15 protein-coding genes are annotated in these 19,182 nt (G+C 67.5%); all 15 read left to right on the forward strand.

Annotated features, from left to right (window positions below):
* Positions 1 to 52: 52 nt before the first annotated feature.
* The 15 genes from IEY36_RS08305 (at position 53) to IEY36_RS08375 (ending at position 19,160) form a co-directional block, all read left to right on the forward strand.
* A complete protein-coding gene (locus tag IEY36_RS08305; protein ID WP_188966564.1) occupies positions 53 to 1,657 on the forward strand; it encodes an ABC transporter substrate-binding protein in 1,605 nt (534 codons plus the stop codon).
* 102 nt (positions 1,658 to 1,759) lie between these two features.
* Positions 1,760 to 3,358: an ABC transporter substrate-binding protein gene (locus IEY36_RS08310; RefSeq protein ID WP_188966565.1), complete on the forward strand. Its 1,599-nt coding sequence runs from the start codon at positions 1,760 to 1,762 to the stop codon at positions 3,356 to 3,358.
* Positions 3,359 to 3,425: 67 nt separating this feature from the next.
* Positions 3,426 to 5,018 (forward strand): ABC transporter substrate-binding protein, encoded by a 1,593-nt coding sequence (locus IEY36_RS08315; RefSeq protein WP_188966566.1) that lies wholly within the window; start codon positions 3,426 to 3,428, stop codon positions 5,016 to 5,018.
* A 332-nt stretch (positions 5,019 to 5,350) separates the two neighbouring features.
* Positions 5,351 to 6,943: an ABC transporter substrate-binding protein gene (locus IEY36_RS08320; protein ID WP_188966567.1), complete on the forward strand. Its 1,593-nt coding sequence runs from the start codon at positions 5,351 to 5,353 to the stop codon at positions 6,941 to 6,943.
* A gap of 224 nt (positions 6,944 to 7,167) precedes the next feature.
* The gene (locus tag IEY36_RS08325) at positions 7,168 to 8,766 is read left to right on the forward strand and encodes an ABC transporter substrate-binding protein (protein WP_188966568.1); all 1,599 of its coding nucleotides are present in this window, start codon (positions 7,168 to 7,170) and stop codon (positions 8,764 to 8,766) included.
* A gap of 21 nt (positions 8,767 to 8,787) precedes the next feature.
* Positions 8,788 to 9,729: an ABC transporter permease gene (locus IEY36_RS08330; protein WP_188966569.1), complete on the forward strand. Its 942-nt coding sequence runs from the start codon at positions 8,788 to 8,790 to the stop codon at positions 9,727 to 9,729.
* Positions 9,729 to 10,658, forward strand: coding sequence for an ABC transporter permease (locus tag IEY36_RS08335; RefSeq protein ID WP_188966570.1), 930 nt, complete (start codon positions 9,729 to 9,731; stop codon positions 10,656 to 10,658). Before IEY36_RS08330 ends, IEY36_RS08335 begins: the two co-directional genes overlap by 1 nt.
* A gap of 4 nt (positions 10,659 to 10,662) precedes the next feature.
* Positions 10,663 to 11,652, forward strand: a complete 990-nt coding sequence (locus IEY36_RS08340; protein ID WP_188966571.1) for an ABC transporter ATP-binding protein — start codon at positions 10,663 to 10,665, stop codon at positions 11,650 to 11,652.
* Positions 11,649 to 12,680 (forward strand): ABC transporter ATP-binding protein, encoded by a 1,032-nt coding sequence (locus IEY36_RS08345; RefSeq protein WP_188966572.1) that lies wholly within the window; start codon positions 11,649 to 11,651, stop codon positions 12,678 to 12,680. The genes IEY36_RS08340 and IEY36_RS08345 overlap by 4 nt, the downstream gene beginning before the upstream one ends.
* A 162-nt stretch (positions 12,681 to 12,842) precedes the next feature.
* Positions 12,843 to 13,346, forward strand: coding sequence for a (2Fe-2S)-binding protein (locus IEY36_RS08350; protein ID WP_188966573.1), 504 nt, complete (start codon positions 12,843 to 12,845; stop codon positions 13,344 to 13,346).
* A gap of 90 nt (positions 13,347 to 13,436) precedes the next feature.
* The gene (locus tag IEY36_RS08355; protein ID WP_188966574.1) at positions 13,437 to 15,827 is read left to right on the forward strand and encodes a xanthine dehydrogenase family protein molybdopterin-binding subunit; all 2,391 of its coding nucleotides are present in this window, start codon (positions 13,437 to 13,439) and stop codon (positions 15,825 to 15,827) included.
* Positions 15,828 to 15,945: 118 nt separating this feature from the next.
* Positions 15,946 to 16,737, forward strand: coding sequence for an FAD binding domain-containing protein (locus IEY36_RS08360; RefSeq protein WP_188966575.1), 792 nt, complete (start codon positions 15,946 to 15,948; stop codon positions 16,735 to 16,737).
* Between the two features lie 103 nt (positions 16,738 to 16,840).
* Entirely contained in the window at positions 16,841 to 17,245 is a 405-nt protein-coding gene (locus IEY36_RS08365) for an AtzH-like domain-containing protein (protein ID WP_188966576.1), read from the forward strand.
* Between the two features lie 5 nt (positions 17,246 to 17,250).
* Complete coding sequence (locus tag IEY36_RS08370) at positions 17,251 to 17,901, forward strand: 2-hydroxychromene-2-carboxylate isomerase (protein ID WP_188966577.1); 651 nt, start codon at positions 17,251 to 17,253, stop codon at positions 17,899 to 17,901.
* A complete protein-coding gene (locus IEY36_RS08375; RefSeq protein WP_188966578.1) occupies positions 17,898 to 19,160 on the forward strand; it encodes an NAD(P)/FAD-dependent oxidoreductase in 1,263 nt (420 codons plus the stop codon). Before IEY36_RS08370 ends, IEY36_RS08375 begins: the two co-directional genes overlap by 4 nt.
* Positions 19,161 to 19,182 lie beyond the last annotated feature (22 nt).

Consider the following 19,182-nt stretch of genomic DNA (forward strand, 5'->3'; position numbering starts at 1 on the left):
CCACGCGCCCGGCTAGGCTCCGCGCCAGCTTCACCGAACGGAGAACGTCCGAATGTTCCGACGCGACCTGCTGGCCGGCGCCGCGGCTGGTGCCGCCGCCACCGCCCTGCCGCGCTTTGCCATCGCCCAGCCCACCGCGCAGCGCGTGATTAAGTACGTGCCGCACGCCAACATCCCGAACATCGACCCCTTCACCAACACAGCCTTCATCGCGCGCGACCATGCCTTCCTGGTCTATGACCAGCTCTACGGCATGAACGACAAGTTCGAGCCGGTGCCGCAGATGGTGCAGGGCCATGTTGTCGAGAATGACGGGCTGCTCTGGCGCTTCACCCTGCGCGACGGGCTGAAGTTCCACGATGGTTCCCCGGTGCGCGGGCGCGACTGCATCGCCTCCATCAAGCGCTGGGGCCGCCGCGACGCCTTCGGCCAGGAACTGCTCGCCCGCGTGGCGGACATGACCGAGGACAGCGACCGCGTCTTCACCATCAAGCTGAACCGCCCCTTCGCCAAGATGCTCGAGGCCTTCTCGAAGGTCACGACATCCTGCCTGTTCATCATGCCCGAGCGCCTGGCGAACGTTGATCCCTTCACCAACATTTCCGAGGCGGTCGGCTCCGGCCCGTTCCGCTTCGTGCAGAATGAATGGGTGCCGGGTTCCTCGCTCGCCTATGTCCGCAACCCGGACTACGTGCCGGTGCCGAACGGCACGCCCTCGATGACGGCCGGGCCGAAGATCGTCCATTTCGACCGCGTCGAATGGAAGATCATCCCCGACGCCTCGACCGCCGCCGCCGCGCTGCAGAACGGCGAGATCGACTGGTGGGAGCAGCCGACCGCGGACCTCTTCCCGCTCGTCGCCCGCAACCGCAACATCAATGTCGACGTGATCAACGGCACCGGGCTGATCGGCATCTTCCGCCCCAACCATCTGACCGCGCCCTTCAACAACCCCGCCGTGCGCCGCGCCGTCATCACGGCGATCGACCAGATCGATTTCATGACAGCGGTGATCGGCGATGCAACGGTCCCCGGCTATCAGACGCTCAAGCGCGATGGCATCGGCTTCTTCGCACCTGATTCGCCCTCCGCCTCGACGGTCGGGCTCGACCGCTACAAGAAGTCCATCGATGCCGCCCGCGCCGAACTCCAGGCCGCCGGCGCGATGGGTGCCAAGTTGGTGCTGCTCAACGCGACCGACCTCGCCTCGATCAACGCCTCGGCGCTGGTGGGTGCGGATCTGTTCCGCCGCATGGGCTTCGATGTCGACCTCGTCAGCGCCGACTGGGGCACGGTGGTCTCGCGCCGCGCCAGCAAGAACCCGCTCGAACAGGGCGGCTGGTCGGGCTTCTTCACCTTCTGGTCCGGCGTCGATCACTGGAACCCGGCGAGCCATGCCTCGATCCGCGGCCATGGCGATGCGGCCTGGCCGGGCTGGCCGACCATCCCGGCGATCGAGGCGCAGCGCAACGCCTGGTTCGACGCGCCGAACGAGGCCGCCGCGAAGGCCGCGACGACGGAGATGCAGCGCATCGCCTTCGACGAGGTGCCCTATGTGCCGACCGGCATGTATTACCAGCCGACGGCGTATCGAAAGAACCTCACCGGCATGCTGAAAGGCCAGCCGCCGCTGTTCTGGAACGTGCGGCGCGGCTGAACGCCTTGGCCGGACCGCGCTTGGCCGCGCGGTCCGGCAGCGACCCTTGCCGCTGCGCGGTGATGCGGCCAGAACAGCATCGCGACAATCGCGGAGGCCCGGATGCAGCGACGTCACCTACTGGCCGGCACGGCGGCGAGCGTGCTCGGCGCTCTGCCCGGCCGCGCGGCGCTGGGGCAGGGGACGCAGGCGGCGCCGCGCATCCTGAGATACGTGCCGCCGGCAGACCTCACGGCGCTCGACCCGATCGTCAGCACCGCGCCGGTCACGCGCAACCATGGCTTCGCGGTGTGGGACACGCTGTACGGCCTCAACCAGGACTACGCGCCCGAGCCGCAGATGGCCGAGAGCCACAATGTCGATGCCGACGGCAAGCGTGTCTCGATCCGGCTGCGCGAAGGGCTGAAATTCCACGACGGCGAACCGGTGCGCGCGGCCGATTGCGCGGCCTCGATCCGGCGCTGGGCAGCGCGCGACCCGCTCGGCCAGGTGCTGCTGACGCGCATCGAGGAACTCTCCGCCCCCGACGACCGCACCATCCTGCTGCACCTGTCGAAGCCCTTCCCACTGCTGTTCCATGCGCTGGCCAAGCCGGCCGCGCCGGTCTGCTTCATCATGCCCGAGCGGCTGGCGGCGACCGACCCGTCGCGCCCCGTCCCCGAGATCATCGGCAGCGGTCCATTCCGCTACATGGCGGATGAACGGGTGCCCGGGCGCCTCGTCGTCTATGAACGCTTCGTCGACTACGTGCCGCGGCCCGAAGGCGTACCGACCTGGACCGCGGGGCCCAAGCGCGCGCTGTTCGACCGCGTCGAATGGCATGTGAAGCCCGATGCCGCCACCGCCTCGGAATCGCTGGTCGCCGGCGATGTCGACTGGTGGGACAATCCGACGCTCGACCTGCAGCCGGCGCTGCGGCGCGACCGCAACATCGTGCTGGAAATACCGGACCCGACCGGGCTGCTGGGCATCGCCCGCTTCAACCACCTGCATCCGCCCTTCGACAAGCCGGCGATCCGCCGCGCGCTGTTGGGCGCGGTGGACCAGGCGGCCTTCATGACCGCGGTGATCGGCGCCGATCGCAGCCTGTGGCGTGATGAAGTTGGCATCTTCCCACCCGGCACGCCCTTCGCGAATGACGAAGGGCTCGGCGTGCTCGACGGCGCGCGCGACGATGCGCGCGTAAAGCGCGAGATCATCGAGGCCGGCTACAGCGGGGAGAAGGTCGTGCTGCTCGCCGCCACCGACTTCCCGACGCTGGCCGCCCTCGCCACGGTGGGCGCGGAGATGCTCCGCCGTGTTGGCATGGAGGTGGAGGTGGTCTCCGGCCCCTGGGCCGAGCTGGTGCAGCGCCGCGCGCGTCGCACGCCGCCCGATCAGGGCGGATGGAGCATGTTCTTTTCAACCTGGAGTGGGGTCGACATGCTGGTCCCCGGTGGCAACCAGGCGTTGCGCGGCACCGGGGAACGCGCCTGGTTCGGCTGGCCGACCATGCCGAGAATGGAAGAACTCCGGGCGCAATGGTTCGATGCGCCCGACCTCGCCGCGCAACAGGCGCAGGCACGCCTGATCCAGGCCGAGGCGATGCGCGAGGCGCCCTACCTGCCGCTCGGGCAGTTTTTCCAGGCGACTGCCTATCGGCGCGGCATTGCCGGCATGCTGAAGGGGCTGCCGCTGTTCTGGAATATCCATAAGGCCTGATGGACGGCTTGCCCATCCGGCGCCAGGCTGGTCAGATGCGCTCGACTGAACGGGCTGGGAGCCAACAATGAACCGTCGTGACCTGCTGAGGACCTCCGTTGCCGCGGGGGCCGCCGCCGCATTGCCGCGATTCGCGACAGCGCAGCCTGCGCAGAATCGCGTCCTGAAGATGGTGCCGCAGGCGAATCTCACGAGCCTCGACCCGATCTGGACGACGGCGAACATCACCCGCAACCACGGCCACATGATCTATGACAGCCTCTACGGCCTCGACGCGAATTTCGCGCCGCAGCCGCAGATGGCCGAAGGCCATGTGCTCGAGGATGGCGGCAAGATCGTCACCATCACGCTGCGTCCGGGGCTGAAGTTCCACGATGGCGAGCCGGTGCGCGCGCAGGACGTGGTGCCGTCCGTCACGCGCTGGATGCGGCGCAACCCGTTCGGCCAGAAGCTCGCCACCGTCACCGACGCCGTCGAGGTGGTGGATGACCGGCGCATCCGCTTCAAGCTGAAGAAGCCCTTCCCGCTGCTGTTCAAGGCGCTGGGCCAGGTCTCCAACAGCCCGGCCTTCATCATGCCGCAGCGCCTGGCCGAGACCGACGCGTTCCAGCAGGTGCGCGAGGCGATCGGCTCCGGCCCGTTCAAGTTCAAGGCCGACGAATTCAATTCCGGCAGCCTTGTGGTCTATGAGCGCTTCGCCGACTACGTCCCATCCCCGGTCGGCACGCCATCCCTGACCGCCGGCCCCAAGGTCGCGTATTTCGATCGCGTCGAGTGGAACATCATCGTCGATGCCTCCACCGCCGCGGCCGCGCTGCAGACCGGCGAGATCGACTGGTACGAGCAGCCGCCGCCGGAGATCCAGCAACTGCTCGCCCGCAACCGCGGCATTGCCATCGAGGCGATCGACCCGCTGCCGCTGACCGGCATCCTGCGCTTCAACCACCTGCACGCGCCCTTCAACGACAAGAAGATGCGCCAGGCGATGTTGCCGGCGATCAGCCAGGAAGACTTCATGCAGGCGGTGGTCGGCACCGATGCGTCGATCTACCGCACCGGCGTCGGGCTGTTCACGCCGGGCACGCCGCTCGCCAACGATGCCGGGCTCGAGGCGTTGATGGGGCCGCGCAGCATCGATCGCGCCAAGGCGCTGATGCGCGAGGCCGGGTACACCAACCAGCCGATGCGCCTGATCGGGCCGACCGACATCCTCGCGCCGTCGGCGATGACGCAGGTGGGTGCGGATCTGGTGCGCCGGCTCGGCTTCAACGCCGATATCGCGCTGTCGGACTGGGGCACCACGGTGCAGCGCCGCACCTCGCGCGAGCCGATCGACAAGGGCGGCTGGTCGATGCTGTTTACCTCCTTCTCCTCGGTCGACTTCGCCGACCCGGCGGCGCATTTCCCGATGCGCGGCAATGGCACCAATGCCTGGTTCGGCTGGCCGACCGTGCCGAAGCTCGAGGAACTGCGCGACGCCTGGTTCGAGGCGCCGGACCTGCCCACCGAACAGCGTCTCGCGCGCGAGATGCAGACCGTCGCGATGGACGAACTGCCCTATGTCCCTGTCGGTGCCTACCTGTCGATGACGGCGATCAAGCGCAACCTGACCGGTCGCGTGCCCGGCCTCGCGCTGTTCTGGAACATCCGGCGCGCGTGACGCCGCGCATCGGGTGGGTGCGACTGGCGCTTGCGGTCGCACCCGACTTGTTGATGCGATCGGCCGGGGAGCAGGCCCTGGGAGAATGCCCGTGCGGCGGCGCGGCTCCTTCCCAGGGGCACGCGGCAGCGAGGGCGATGCCGGCTTCGGCTGGCACGCCGGATGCAGCATTCGGCGCCTGACGAAGTCGCCGACATCCCGTTCGGGTCCTGCATGCCAGTGAGGGCCCTTACGACGAATATCACGGACCGCGTCGACGGTGACGCCATGTTCTGGACCATCAAGCGCGCCTGACGCCTACAGGCCACAGTGTCGGAGAGAGAGAATTGACCATGGAACGACGCAGCTTCCTTTCCGGTGCCGCGGCCGCGGCGGCCGTCGCCACCCTGCCTGGCGCTCCCGCCATCGCGCAAGGGTCGGTCGCCAACACGCTGCGGGTCATCCCGCAGGCCAACCTGACGAGCCTTGACCCGGTGTGGACGACCGCCGTCGTCACCCGTAACCACGCCTTCCTGATCTACGACCAGATCTGCGCCCAGGATTCCAATGGCGATATCAAGCCGCAGATGGCCGAAGGCTGGGACATCGCGCCGGATGGGCTGACCTGGACATTCACCCTGCGCCCCAACCTGTCCTTCCATGATGGGGAGAAGGTGCTGGCGAAGGATTGCGTCGCCTCGATCGAACGCTGGCGCAAGCGCGACCCCTTCATGCAGGTGCTGGCACCGAACGTCGCCGCGATCGAGGCGATCGACGACCGCAAGTTCCGCTTCCGGCTGACCAAGCCGACGCCGCTGCTGATCCTCGCCCTGGGCCAGACTCAGTTCCCCTGCTTCATCATGCCCGAGCGCGTCGCCGCGACCGACGCCTTCACCCAGACGCGCGAGACGATCGGCTCGGGGCCGTTCCGCTTCCTCGCCAATGAATGGAACCCCGGCCAGCGCGCCGTGTGGTCAAAGAACGAGCGCTACGTGCCACGCAACGAGGCAGTGGACGGCCTCGCCGGTGGCCGCGTGCCGAAGATCGACCGCGTCGAATGGACGATCATCTCCGACAGCGCGACCGCCGCCAACGCAATGGCGCAGGGCGAGCAGGATTACTGGGAATACCCGCTGCACGACCTGCTGCCGATGCTGCGCCGGTCGCGTGGCGTGGTGGTGGAACAGCGCCTGCTCGACGGCACGTATGGCGTCTGCCGCTTCAACACCTTGCAGCCGCCCTTCAACAACCCGGCGATCCGCCGCGCCGTCGCCATGGCGATCGACCAGCGTGACTACCTGCGCGCGGTGGCCGGCGACGACCCGGCCGGCTGGGGCGTCTGCGAGGGGGTGTTCACCTGCGACACGCCGCTGGCGAACGAGGTCGGCTCCGACCTGCTGAAGGTCCACAACATCGATCGCGCCAAGCAGGCGCTCGCCGCCGCCGGCTACAATGGCGAGAAGGTGGTGCTGATTGCGCCGGGCGACTATCCGCAGATCAACGCGCTGTCGCTGGTCACCGCGGACGTCATCCGCCGGCTCGGGATGAACCTCGAATTCGTCTCGGCCGACTGGGGCACGGTCATCCAGCGTCGCGCCAGCAAGGAACCGGTCGAGCGGGGCGGTTGGAGCATCTTCCACACCACCTCCTCCGGCCAGTCGCTGTCCCTGCCGGTGTTCAACCTGTTCCTGCGTGCCAATGGCTCGCGTGCCTGGTTTGGCTGGCCCGACGTGCCCGAGATCGAGACCCTGCGCGCCGAATGGGTCGAGAAGGGCGGCGACCCGGCCGAGGGCCGGCGCATCGCCGAGGAACTCAACCGGATCGCGATGCGGGAGATGTACTACGTGCCGCTGGGCTACTACTGGCAGCCCTCGGCTTGGGCACGCAATGTCACGGGCGTGTTCCGCGCGCCGGCCACGGTGTTCTGGAACATCGGTAAGTCCTGACCCGCGCTGACCGGGCGCCCGGGACGGGGTCGCGGCGGTGCCTGCCGCGGCGGTCCCGGCTCTGGCACGGCCTGTGCTCCAATCCATGCGGGCCAGCCCATGAAAGGCGGCCCTTGGTGATCTATTGCCGGGGCGGCCCTGGTGATATGTCTACAATTGACGCAATGTGACTGAGAACCGGGCAGGTGAGGCTCCTGTCCGGACGACTCAAAGGGAGACGGTGAATGGACCGCAGGACTTTCCTCAAGGCTGGGGCCGGTGTGGCTGCCATCGGCGCGGCGGGCGGGGTTTCCGCCCCGGCGCTCTCGCAGGGCGCCGCGGCGCGTACGCTCCGCTTCGTGCCGCAGGCGAACCTCGCCAATTTCGACCCGATCTGGACCACGCAATACGTGGTGCGCAACGCCTCGGTGATGGTGTGGGACACCCTCTACGGCTTCGACGAGCACCTCCAGCCGCAGCGCCAGATGGTCGAGGGCGAGGAAGTTTCCCAGGACGGCAAGACCTGGACCTTCAAACTGCGCGCCGGCCTCAAGTTTCATGATGGCGAGCCGGTCCGCTCGAAGGACGTCGTCGCCTCCCTGACGCGCTGGATGCCGCGCGACCCGATGGGCCAGCTGCTGCGAGCGCTGAACGAGGAGCTGGTCGCGGTGGATGACCGCACCTTCCGCTGGCAGCTGAAGGCGCCCTTCACCAAGATGAAGATGGCGCTCGGCAAGAATGCGACACCGATGGCGTTCATCATGCCGGAGCGGATCGCCAAGACGGATCCCTTCACGCCGATCAACGAATTCATCGGCTCCGGCCCGTTCCGCTTCGTGCGCGAGGAATGGGTGCCCGGTGCGAAGGCCGTGTTCGCCAAGTTCGATGGCTATGTGCCGCGCGATGAGCCCAGCAGCTGGCTCGCCGGCGGCAAGCGCGCGCTGGTCGACCGCGTCGAATGGGTGGTGATGCCCGACCCGGCCACGGCCTCGGCCGCGCTACAGAACGGCGAGATCGACTGGTGGGAAAACCCGATCACCGACCTCGTGCCGGTGCTGCGCCGCAACCGCAACATCATGGTCGACATCGCCGATCCGCTGGGCAACATCGGGTCGTTCCGCATGAACCACCTGCACCCGCCCTTCAACAACGTGAAGGTGCGCCAGGCCGTGATGACGGCGCTGAGCCAGGAAGACTACATGCGAGCCATCGTCGGTGACGATGACAACCTGCGCAAGACGCTGGGCGGCTTCTTCACCCCGGGCACGCCGCTCTACACCGAGGAGGGCGGCGAGATGATGAAGGCCGCCAACCTCGAGCGCGGCAAGCAGCTGCTGCGTGAATCGGGCTACAACAATGAGCCGGTGATCTGTATCGTCGCGCAGGACCAGCCCATCACCAAGGCGCAGGGCGACGTCACCGCCGACCTGCTGAAGCGCCTGGGCATGAATGTGGACTTCGTCGCCACCGACTGGGGCACCGTCGGCCAGCGCCGTGCGATGAAGAACCCGCCCAACCAGGGCGGCTGGAGCATGTTCCACACCTGGCATGCCGGCGCGGACGCCATCAACCCGGTCATCTACAACGCCGTGCGCGCGAATGGCGACGGCGCCTGGTTCGGCTGGCCGAACATCCCGGGCGTCGAGGCCGAGGTGCCGAACTGGCTCGCCGCGACGAACCTCGAGCAGGAGCGTGCGGCGATCGGCCGGCTCAACCGTGCCGCGGTCGAGAACGTCGTCTATTGCCCGACCGGCTTCTTCCTTGGCTACCAGGCTTGGCGCCGGAACATCTCCGGCATCGTGAAGGGACCGATCCCCTTCGCCTGGGGCGTCTCGAAGTCCTGATCCCAACCAGGTAGTACCAGCATGTTCGCCTACGTCATCCGCCGTATCCTCGCCACGATCCCAGTGATGGCGATCGTGGCACTCTTCGTCTTCAGCCTGCTCTACATCGCGCCCGGTGACCCGGCCGCGGTGATCGCGGGTGACCAGGCAACACCTGACGATGTCGAGCGCATCCGCGCGAGCCTCGGTCTCGACCGCCCCTATCTGGTGCGGTTCGGGGCCTGGGTGTTCGACATCATCCGCGGTGACCTTGGGGTGTCGATCTTCACCAACCTCCCCGTGTCGCTGATGATCAAGCAGCGTATCGAACCGACGCTCTCGCTCATGCTGGTGACACTGATCCTCGCCATCTCCATCGCCGTGCCGATGGGCGTGGTGGCGGCGTGGAAGGTCGGTACCTGGATCGACCGGGCGGTGATGGGTTTCGCCGTGCTCGGCTTCTCGGTGCCGGTCTTCGTGGTGGGCTATCTGCTCGCCTATGTCTTCGCGCTGCAGCTCGATTGGTTGCCGGTGCAGGGCTACACCTCGATAAGCCAGGGCTTCGGGCCCTGGATCGAGAACCTGATATTGCCCGCCATCGCGCTGGGCTCGGTCTATATCGCGCTGATCGCGCGCATCACCCGCGCGACCATGCTCGAAGTGCTGCAGCAGGACTACATCCGCACCGCGCGCGCCAAGGGCGCGGGGCAGCGTTCCATCCTGTTCCTGCACGCGCTGAAGAATGCGGCCGTGCCGATCGTCACCGTGATCGGCATCGGCATCGCCCTGCTGATCGGCGGCGCGGTCGTCACGGAATCCGTCTTCGCCATTCCCGGCCTCGGCCGGCTGACGGTGGATGCGATCCTGCGGCGTGACTACCCGGTCATCCAGGGCGTCATCCTGCTGTTCTCCTTCGTCTATGTGCTGGTCAATCTCGGCATTGACCTTCTCTACACCCTCTTCGACCCGAGGATCCGGTACTGATGGCCTCCGCTTCTGTCCTCAGCCCCGGCGACGTGACGCCGGGCTCCGTCAAGGCCGCCGCGCCGCTGCCTGACATCATGCCGCCCGTGAAGGCCCGAAAGGGTCTCTGGGGCTACATGTATCGCAACCCGGCCATCGCCATCGGCGGCACCATCGTGCTTGCGATGATCCTGATGGCGATCTTCGCGCCCTTTCTCGGCACGGTGGACCCGACGGCGCTCGCCCCGGCGCGCCGCACGCGCGAGCCTTCCGCGCAATACTGGTTCGGCACCGACATGCTGGGACGCGACGTCTATTCCCGCGTCGTCTATGGCGCGCGCGTCTCGTTGATTGTCGGCTTCGCAGTGGCGTTCTTCTCCTCGGTCGCCGGGCTGACCATCGGTCTGATCTCGGGCTTCATCCGCTGGGCCGACAACATCATCATGCGGATCATGGACGGGCTGATGTCGATCCCGTCCATCCTGCTCGCCATCGCGCTGATGGCCCTGACGCGCGGTTCGGTCGGCAATGTCATCCTGGCGATCACGGTCGCGGAAATCCCGCGCGTTTCGCGCCTGGTCCGCGGCGTGGTGCTCAGCTTGCGCGAACAGCCTTACGTCGACGCGGCGATCGCCTCGGGCACGCGCACGCCGGTCATCATCTGGCGCCACATCCTGCCCAACACCATCGCGCCGATGACGGTGCAGGCGACCTATGTCTGCGCCTCGGCGATGATCGTGGAATCGATCCTCTCCTTCATCGGCGCCGGTACGCCGCCGATCATCCCGTCCTGGGGCAACATCATGGCCGAGGGCCGTGCCCTGTGGCAGGTGAAGCCCTACATCGTGTTCTTCCCCGCCCTCTTCCTGTCGGTCACCGTGCTGGCCGTGAACCTGCTCGGCGACGGTCTGCGTGACGCGCTCGACCCGCGCATGGCGAAAAGGATCTGACGCCATGGCGTTGCTTGAAGTCGAGAACCTCCAGACGCATTTCCGCGCCGCCGACGGCATCAACCGTGCCGTCGACGGCCTCAACTTCCACGTCAACGCCCGTGAAACGGTGGCGATCGTGGGTGAATCGGGCTGCGGCAAATCCGTCACCGCCATGTCGATCCTGCGGCTGATCCCCGAGCCCCCGGGCAAGATCGCCGGTGCCATCCGCTTCGATGGCCGGGACCTGCTGACGCTGTCGGATCGCGAAATGCGCGCGATCCGCGGCAACGAGATCAGCATGATCTTCCAGGAGCCGATGACCTCGCTGAACCCGGTGCTGACCGTGGGAAAGCAGATCGGCGAAACGCTGCGCCTGCACCAGGGCATGTCGTCCAACCAGGCCGAGGCCCGCGCGGTCGAGATGCTGAAGTTGGTCGGCATCCCGGAACCCGAGCGGCGCGTGCGCGAATATCCGCACCAGCTCTCGGGCGGCATGCGCCAGCGCGTGATGATCGCCATCGCGCTCGCCTGCAACCCGAAGCTGCTGATCGCCGACGAGCCGACCACCGCGCTCGACGTGACGATCCAGGCGCAGATCCTCGACCTGATGCGCGACCTGAAGAACACGGTCGGCGCGGCCATCGTCATCATCACTCATGACCTGGGCGTGGTGGCGGAAGTCGCCGAGCGCGTCATCGTCATGTATGCCGGCCGCAAGGTCGAGGAAGCGGCGGTCGAGAAGCTGTTCCGCAACCCGCGCCACCCCTACACCCAGGGGCTGCTCGGCTCGATGCCGAAGCTCGGTTCCTCGCTGAGCGGCGAGGAGACGCGGCTGCAGGAAATCCCCGGCCTGGTGCCCAGCCTCAAGCGCAAGATCGATGGCTGCGTCTTCGCCTCGCGCTGTTCCTACGCGACCGATTTGTGCCGCACCATCTCACCGGCACTCGAGGAAAAGGCCGAAGGCCACATCGCCGCCTGTCACTACGCCATCAAGGAAGCGGTCGCCGCATGAGCACCCCGATCCTCGAGGTCAACGACCTCAAGAAACACTTTCCGATCCGCGGCGGCTTCTTCGGCGGCGTCACCGGCTACGTCTATGCGGTGGATGGCGTTTCCTTCTCCATCGAGAAGGGCGAGACGCTGTCGCTGGTCGGTGAATCCGGCTGCGGCAAGTCGACCGTCGGCAAGGCGATCCTGAAGCTGTTCGACCTCACCGACGGGCAAGTGGTGCTGGACGGCCAGCGCATCGACGACATGGGCTACAGCACGCTGCGGCCGATCCGCCGGCGGCTGGGGGTCGTGTTCCAGGACCCGTTCAGCAGCCTCAACCCGCGCATGAAGGTGCGCGACATCCTCGCCGAGCCGATCCGCAATTTCGGCCTGGCGAAGGACGGTGCGGATCTCGACCGTCGTGTCGAGGAGTTGCTCGACCGCGTCCGCCTGCCGCGCGATGCGGGCAATCGCTGGCCGCATGAATTCTCCGGCGGTCAGCGCCAGCGAATCTGCATCGCCCGCGCGCTCGCCGGCGAGCCTGATGTGATCATCTGCGACGAGGCGGTCTCCGCGCTCGACGTGTCGGTGAAGGCGCAGATCGTGAACCTGCTGCAGGATCTGCAGCGGGAGCTCGGCCTGGCGATGCTGTTCATCAGCCACGACCTCGCCATCGTCGAGCACATGACGCATCGCGTCGCGGTCATGTATCTCGGCAAGATCGTCGAGGTCGCGCCGAAGAAGCAGCTCTTCGCCGCGCCGAAGCATCCCTATACCGAGGCGCTGCTCTCCGCCGTGCCGGTACCCGAACCGGGTGCGGCGCGCGAGCGCATCATCCTGACCGGCGACGTTCCCTCGCCGATCAACCCGCCCAAGGGGTGCCGCTTCCACACCCGCTGCCCCTACGCCTTCGACCGCTGCCGCCAGGATGAACCCGTCCTGCGCCAGACCGAGGCCGGGCATTGGTCCGCCTGCCACCTGCACGACAAGCCGGATGCGGAGAACCCGCTGGCCGGTGCGCGCGGCGCGGCGATCATCGCCCATCACTGAACCGTCACGCCGCCGGGGCCCGGTCCCCGGCGGTTTCGGCCTGATTCGGCGCCGGCCCTGCACCAGCGCTTGACGGCGCCCCGGCCGGAGCGCGAGGCTTGCGCCCGCAAGGCCGGAGCCTACATGCCCGGACACCAATCGCACGACTGAGGGAGACACACGATGCCGCAGGTCACGCTGACCGTGAACGGCCAGACCCATACGGCGGAGGTGGAGGGCCGTACCCTCCTCGTGGAGCTGCTGCGCGAGACGCTGCGCCTCACCGGCACCCATGTCGGCTGCGACACCAGCCAGTGCGGCGCCTGCGTCGTGCACATCAATGGGGAGAGCGTGAAGTCCTGCACGACCCTCGCCGTGATGGCCGATGGCGCGACCGTCACCACCATCGAGGGCCTGGCCAAGGCCGACGGCACGCTGCACCCGATGCAGGAAGCCTTCCGCGAATACCACGCCCTGCAATGCGGCTTCTGCACGCCGGGGATGGTGATGTCGGCGATCGACCTGGTGCAGAAGCACCCCGATGGCCTGACCGAGCAGGAAATCCGCGAGGGTCTCGAAGGCAATCTCTGCCGCTGCACCGGCTACCACAACATCGTCAAGGCGATCGCCGCCGCGGCCGATGTGATGCACGGCAAGCGCACCGAGATCGCGAGCGCGGCCCAGTAAGGGCCGCGTGTCGCGGGCGCCAGGCGGCGCCCCAAGAACTGCCCGGCAAAGACCGGCACGAACAACGCCCATTGGGAGAGGCGACAGCACATGAACGTGGTAGCACCGTTCGAAGGCATCGGCGCCAGCGTCCGCCGCAAGGAGGATTTCCGCTTCCTCCAGGGCCGCGGCGCCTATACCGACGATTTCAACCGCCAGGGCCAGTTGCACGCCTGGATCCTGCGCAGCCCGCACGCCCATGCGCGGATCAAGTCGGTGGACATCAGCGCGGCCAAGGCGATGCCTGGCGTCGTCGCGGTCTTCACCGGCGCCGACATGGTGAAGGACGGCCTTGGCGGCCTGCCTTGCGGCTGGCAGATTCACAACAAGGACGGCTCGCCGATGGCCGAGCCGCTGCACCCCGTCATCGCGCACGAGAAGGTGCGCCATGTCGGTGACCAGGTCGCCGTCGCCATCGCCGAAACGCGCGAACAGGCGCGCGACGCGGCCGAGGCGATCGTCGTCGACTACGACGTCCTGCCCGCCGCCGTCTCCATGGAAGCCGCCTTGAAGCCCGGCGCCCCCGCCGTGCATGACGATGTCCCCAGCAATCTCTGCTACGACTGGCATATCGGCGACAAATCGGTGCTCGATGCCGCCTTCGCCCAGGCGCACAAAATCGTCTCGCTGGACCTGGTGAACAACCGCCTCATCCCGAATGCGATGGAACCGCGCGCCGCCCTCGGCGAGTTCGACCGCACCTCCGGCGACTACACGCTGCACACCACCAGCCAGAACCCGCATGTCATCCGACTGCTGATGGCAGCGAACGTGCTGCACCTGCCTGAATCCAAGGTGCGCGTGGTGGCCCCGGATGTCGGCGGCGGCTTCGGTTCCAAGATCTACCACTATGCCGAGGAAGCCATCGTCACCTGGTCGGCCGGCAAGCTTGGCCGCCCCGTGAAGTGGACCGCCGACCGCTCCGAATCCTTCATGTCGGACGCCCATGGCCGCGACCACGTCTCCAACGCGCAACTCGCGCTGGATGCGAACGGCAAGATCCTCGGCCTGAAGGTCCACACCTACGCCAATATGGGCGCCTACCTGTCCACCTTCGCGCCCTGCGTGCCGACCTACCTCTACGCCACGCTGCTCGCCGGCACCTACACCACCCCAGTCATCTATTGTGAGGTGAAGGCCGTCTTCACCAACACCGTCCCTGTCGATGCCTATCGTGGCGCGGGCCGGCCGGAGGCGACCTTCCTGCTCGAACGGCTGATGGATGTTGCCGCCCGCGAGACCGGCATCGACCGTGTCGAACTGCGCCGGCGCAACTTCATCCCGAACGACGCCTTCCCCTACCAGACGCCGGTCGCGCTGCAGTACGATTCCGGCAACTACACCGCCACGCTCGACCAGGCGCTGGCCACCGCCGACTGGGCCGGCTTCGAGGCCCGTCGCGCGGAAGCGGCCAAGCGAGGCAAGCTGCGCGGCATCGGCTGCTCGACCTATCTCGAAGCCTGCGGCATCGCGCCCTCGGCCGTGGTGGGCAGCCTTGGTGCGCGCGCCGGCCTGTATGAGGTCGGCACCATCCGCGTGCACCCGACCGGCTCCGTCACCGTGCTGACCGGCGCGCACAGTCACGGGCAGGGGCATGAGACGACCTTCGCCCAGCTGGTGACCGACAAGCTCGGCGTCCCCGGCGCCCAGGTCGATATCGTCCATGGCGACACCGCCAAGGTGCCCTTCGGCATGGGCACCTATGGATCGCGAAGCCTTGCCGTCGGCGGGTCCGCGATGATGAAGGCGATGGACAAGATCATCGCCAAGGGCAAGCGCATCGCCGCCCACCTGATGGAAGCCTCCGTCGACGACATCGAATTCGAGCGCGGCATCTTCCGCGTCGCCGGCACCGACAAGACCAAGGCGCTGGTGGACATCTCGGTGGCCGCCTACGTGCCCCACAACTACCCGATCGACGAGATCGAGCCCGGCCTGGAGGAGACCGCCTTCTACGACCCCAAGAACTTCACCTATCCCGGCGGCTGCCACATCGCCGAGGTCGAGATCGACCCGGAGACGGGCAAAGTCTCGATGGTGAACTTCACGGCGGTGGACGATGTCGGCCGCGTCATCAACCCGATGATCGTCGAAGGCCAGGTCCAGGGCGGCATCGCCCAGGGCATCGGCCAGGCGCTGCTGGAGGCTTGTGTCTATGATGCCGACGGCCAGCTGCTCTCGGGTTCGATGATGGACTACACCATGCCGCGCGCCGACGACCTCGCGCCGGTCTCGGTGGCGACGCACACCACCCTGTGCACGCACAACCCGCTCGGCGTGAAGGGCTGCGGGGAGGTGGGCGCGATCGGTTCGCCGCCCGCCGTCATCAACGCCGTGGTGGATGCGCTGCGCGACTTCAACCTCCGGACCCTGGACATGCCGGCGACACCGTCCAAGATCTGGGGCATCATCAACGCTGGTCGCCAGCAGGCGGCGGAGTAGGGGACCTCGCTGTCCGATCGCTGGAAGGCCTCGACACCCCGCGAAGCACGCTTCGCGGGGATCCCGTCCGGGCCTGGAGGTGTGAATCGGTTGGCTTGCGACGCAAGGAGCAAACGAGATGTATGATTTCGCGTACCACAAACCCACTTCGGTCGCCGACGCCGTCAAGCTGCTGGCCGACCCGGACGCCAAGGCGGTCTCCGGCGGCCACACGCTGGTGCCGGCTCTCAAGCACCGGCTGAACAAGCCCACCGCGCTGGTGGACCTGTCCGGCATCGCCGAGATGAAGGGCATCAAGCGCGTCGGCAACGCCATCGTCATCGGCGCGCTGACCCGCCATGTCGAAGTCGCCAACAGCGCCGAGGTGAAGGCCGCGATCCCCGCGCTGGCCTACATGGCGTCGCATATCGGCGACGTTCAGGTGCGCAACCGTGGCACCATGGGCGGTTCCGTCTCCAACAACGACCCGGCGGCGGACTACCCGGCCGCCGTGCTTGGCCTCGGTGCCACCATCCACACCTCCAAGCGCAAGATCGCCGCTGATGACTTCTTCCTCGGCATGTTCACCACCGCGCTGGACGCTGACGAGATCCTGACCGCGATTGAATTCCCGATCGTCGACAAGGCCGGCTACGCCAAGATGAAGAATCCGGCGAGCCGCTACGTTATGGCCGGCGTCTTCGTCTCGAAGGCCGGTGGCACGGTGCGCGTCGCCGTGAACGGCGCCGGCCCCTGCGTGTTCCGCCAGGCGGATATGGAAGCAGCCCTTGCGGCCAACTGGTCCCCCGATGCCGTCGCCGGCATCAAGCAGGACCCCGACGGCCTGAATGGCGACATCCATGGCAGCGCCGAATACCGCGCCCATCTCGTCGGCGTGATGGCCAAGCGGGCGATCGCCGCCGCCGGCTGACCTCGGCATCACCGATACGCAAGGGCCGGGTGGTAACATCCGGCCCTTTTGCGTTCCGCGCTACCGCACGGCATGCTGCCCCCACAACCGGGAGCCGAAGGCCGTGGAGATCGACAACCCCGAGGTGATCGCCGAAGCCCGTGCGGTGTTCGACCGCTATGAGGCCGCCATCGCCTCGAACGACACTGAGATCCTCGACGCCTCCTTCTGGCCCGACCCGCGCACCGTGCGCTTCGGCGTCACCGAGATCCTCTACGGCATCGACGCCATCCGCGCCTTCCGCGCCACGGTGAAGACCTATGCCCCGCGCATCCAGAAACACATCCACATCACCGCCTTCGGCCGCGACTTCGCCTGCACGCATCTGGAATATGAACGCGTCGGCACCGGGCTGATCGGCCGCGAGACCAAGATCATGGCGCGCCTGCCCGAACACGGCTGGCGCGTCGTCTCCGCCCATGTCTCGCTGCTCGCGGGGCATGATCCCGGCCGCACACAGAAGGGGTGAACGCCATGGGCCAGACGGTCGAGTGCTTCTACACGCTGTCCTCACCCTGGATGTACCTGGGCGGACCGCAACTGACCGACATCATCCGCCGCCACGGCGCGACGCTGATGTTGAAGCCTTACGATTTCCGCTTGGTGATCAAGCACACCGGCGGCATTCCGCTGCGCACCCGGCCCGAGCCGCGGCAGGACTACCACGCGCTGGAACTCGACCGCTGGTCGCGCCACCTCGACATCCCGCTCAAGCTCAAGCCGAAGCACTACCCACCCTCGGACCAGCGCCAGGCCGGGCGGATGGTCATGGCCGCCCAGGCGCGCGGCCTCGATGCCATGGCGCTATCCCACGCCATGCTGCGCGCCCTGTGGCTTGAGGACCGCGACATCGCCGACCCCCGCGTTCGCGTCGCCATCGCCGAGGAGGAAGGCCTGCCCGGCGAGGCCCTGCACCGGGAGGAGGAAAGTTCCTCCGTCGAAGCCGAATGGGACCGCAACAACCAGGAGGCGGTGAAGCGCGGCGTCTTCGGTGCGCCCACCTTCTTTTGCGGCGATCTCTGGCTGTGGGGGCAGGACCGCCTGTTCTTCCTCGATAAACACCTCGCCGGCGAACAGGTCCAATCCGACGCATCCGCCAAGATCGGCAAGATTCGAGCAGCATGACACGACACGTAGCGATCATCGGCGCCGGCATCGTCGGTGCCTGTTCTGCCATCGAGGCGCTGCGCCTCGGCTTTCGCGTGACCATCATCGACCCCGCCGAACCGGGCGGCGAGCAATCCGCCTCCTACGGCAATGGCTGCTGGCTGAGCCCGATGTCGGTGATCCCACCCGCCTTCCCGGGGCTGTGGAAGAAGGTGCCGAAATTCCTGATGGACCCGCTCGGCCCCCTGGCCATCCGCTGGTCCTATTTCCCCCGCGTCTTCCCCTGGCTGCTGCGCTACCTGCGCGCCGGCTGGACTTGGGATAGCGTCGAGGAAACCGCCCGCGCGCTGCGCCCGCTCGTCGTCGATGCCCCGGCGCTGCATTTGCGCATCGCCGAGGAGGCCGGCGTCGGTCATCTGATCGAACGTCGCGGGCTGATCTATGTCTACCCGACCCGCGCCGCCTTCGAGGCCGAGGCCATGGCCTGGGAGATCCGCCACCGCGTCGGCGTGCGCTGGATCGAGCTGGACTCCAACGACCTGCACCAGCGCGAACCCGACCTCGACCGCCGCTACACCTTCGGCGTGATGGTCGAGGAAGGCGGCCATTGCACTGACCCGGGCGCCTATACCGCCGCGCTGGTGGCCCATGCGGTCGGGCAGGGGGCTGAGCTGCGCCGCGCCGCCGCGACCGGCTTCCGCATCGAGGCCGGCCGGCTCAAGGCCGTGCTGACCGATGCGGGCGAGGTCGCCGCTGATGCCGCGGTGATCGCCGCCGGGGCCCATTCCAAGCCGCTCGCCGCCGCCGCCGGCGACCAGGTCCCGCTGGAGACCGAGCGTGGCTACCACGCCGAGGTCAGCGACCCCGAAGTATCCCCGCGCCACGGGCTGATGCCCTCCGACGGCAAGATGTCCGTGATGCGCACCCGCAACGGCCTGCGCTGCGCCGGCCAGGTCGAGATCGCCGGGCTCGATGCGGCGCCGAACTGGCAGCGCGCCGAGATCCTGCGCGACCATCTGCTGCGCTGCTTTCCCGGCCTGCCGCGCACCCTGCCGACCGAGCGGGTGAAGGTCTGGATGGGCCATCGCCCCTCCATGCCGGATGGCAAGCCCTGCCTCGGCCCGTCGCGGGCGAGCGCCGACATTCTGCATGCCTTCGGGCACGGGCATACCGGGTTGGTGGCGGCGGCGCGTACCGGCCGGGTGGTGGCCGACCTGCTGACAGGGCAGACGCCAGAGATACCGATTGGCGCCTTCAACCCACGCCGATTCGCCTAATGCCGGTTCCGCTTAATTTCGC

Origin of the sequence: Neoroseomonas lacus (genome assembly GCF_014644535.1) — a bacterium.
Classification (GTDB): Bacteria; Pseudomonadota; Alphaproteobacteria; order Acetobacterales; family Acetobacteraceae; genus Neoroseomonas; species Neoroseomonas lacus.

Bases quoted from the DNA above. Each gene is read 5' to 3' on its own strand.
- IEY36_RS08345 (WP_188966572.1), top strand. From the start codon at position 11,649: ATGAGCACCCCGATCCTCGAGGTCAACGACCTCAAGAAACACTTTCCG.
- IEY36_RS08340 (WP_188966571.1), top strand. From the start codon at position 10,663: ATGGCGTTGCTTGAAGTCGAGAACCTCCAGACGCATTTCCGCGCCGCC.
- IEY36_RS08325 (WP_188966568.1), top strand. From the start codon at position 7,168: ATGGACCGCAGGACTTTCCTCAAGGCTGGGGCCGGTGTGGCTGCCATC.
- IEY36_RS08375 (WP_188966578.1), top strand. From the start codon at position 17,898: ATGACACGACACGTAGCGATCATCGGCGCCGGCATCGTCGGTGCCTGT.
- IEY36_RS08310 (WP_188966565.1), top strand. From the start codon at position 1,760: ATGCAGCGACGTCACCTACTGGCCGGCACGGCGGCGAGCGTGCTCGGC.
- IEY36_RS08320 (WP_188966567.1), top strand. From the start codon at position 5,351: ATGGAACGACGCAGCTTCCTTTCCGGTGCCGCGGCCGCGGCGGCCGTC.
- IEY36_RS08355 (WP_188966574.1), top strand. From the start codon at position 13,437: ATGAACGTGGTAGCACCGTTCGAAGGCATCGGCGCCAGCGTCCGCCGC.
- IEY36_RS08335 (WP_188966570.1), top strand. From the start codon at position 9,729: ATGGCCTCCGCTTCTGTCCTCAGCCCCGGCGACGTGACGCCGGGCTCC.
- IEY36_RS08370 (WP_188966577.1), top strand. From the start codon at position 17,251: ATGGGCCAGACGGTCGAGTGCTTCTACACGCTGTCCTCACCCTGGATG.
- IEY36_RS08330 (WP_188966569.1), top strand. From the start codon at position 8,788: ATGTTCGCCTACGTCATCCGCCGTATCCTCGCCACGATCCCAGTGATG.
- IEY36_RS08360 (WP_188966575.1), top strand. From the start codon at position 15,946: ATGTATGATTTCGCGTACCACAAACCCACTTCGGTCGCCGACGCCGTC.
- IEY36_RS08315 (WP_188966566.1), top strand. From the start codon at position 3,426: ATGAACCGTCGTGACCTGCTGAGGACCTCCGTTGCCGCGGGGGCCGCC.
- IEY36_RS08350 (WP_188966573.1), top strand. From the start codon at position 12,843: ATGCCGCAGGTCACGCTGACCGTGAACGGCCAGACCCATACGGCGGAG.
- IEY36_RS08305 (WP_188966564.1), top strand. From the start codon at position 53: ATGTTCCGACGCGACCTGCTGGCCGGCGCCGCGGCTGGTGCCGCCGCC.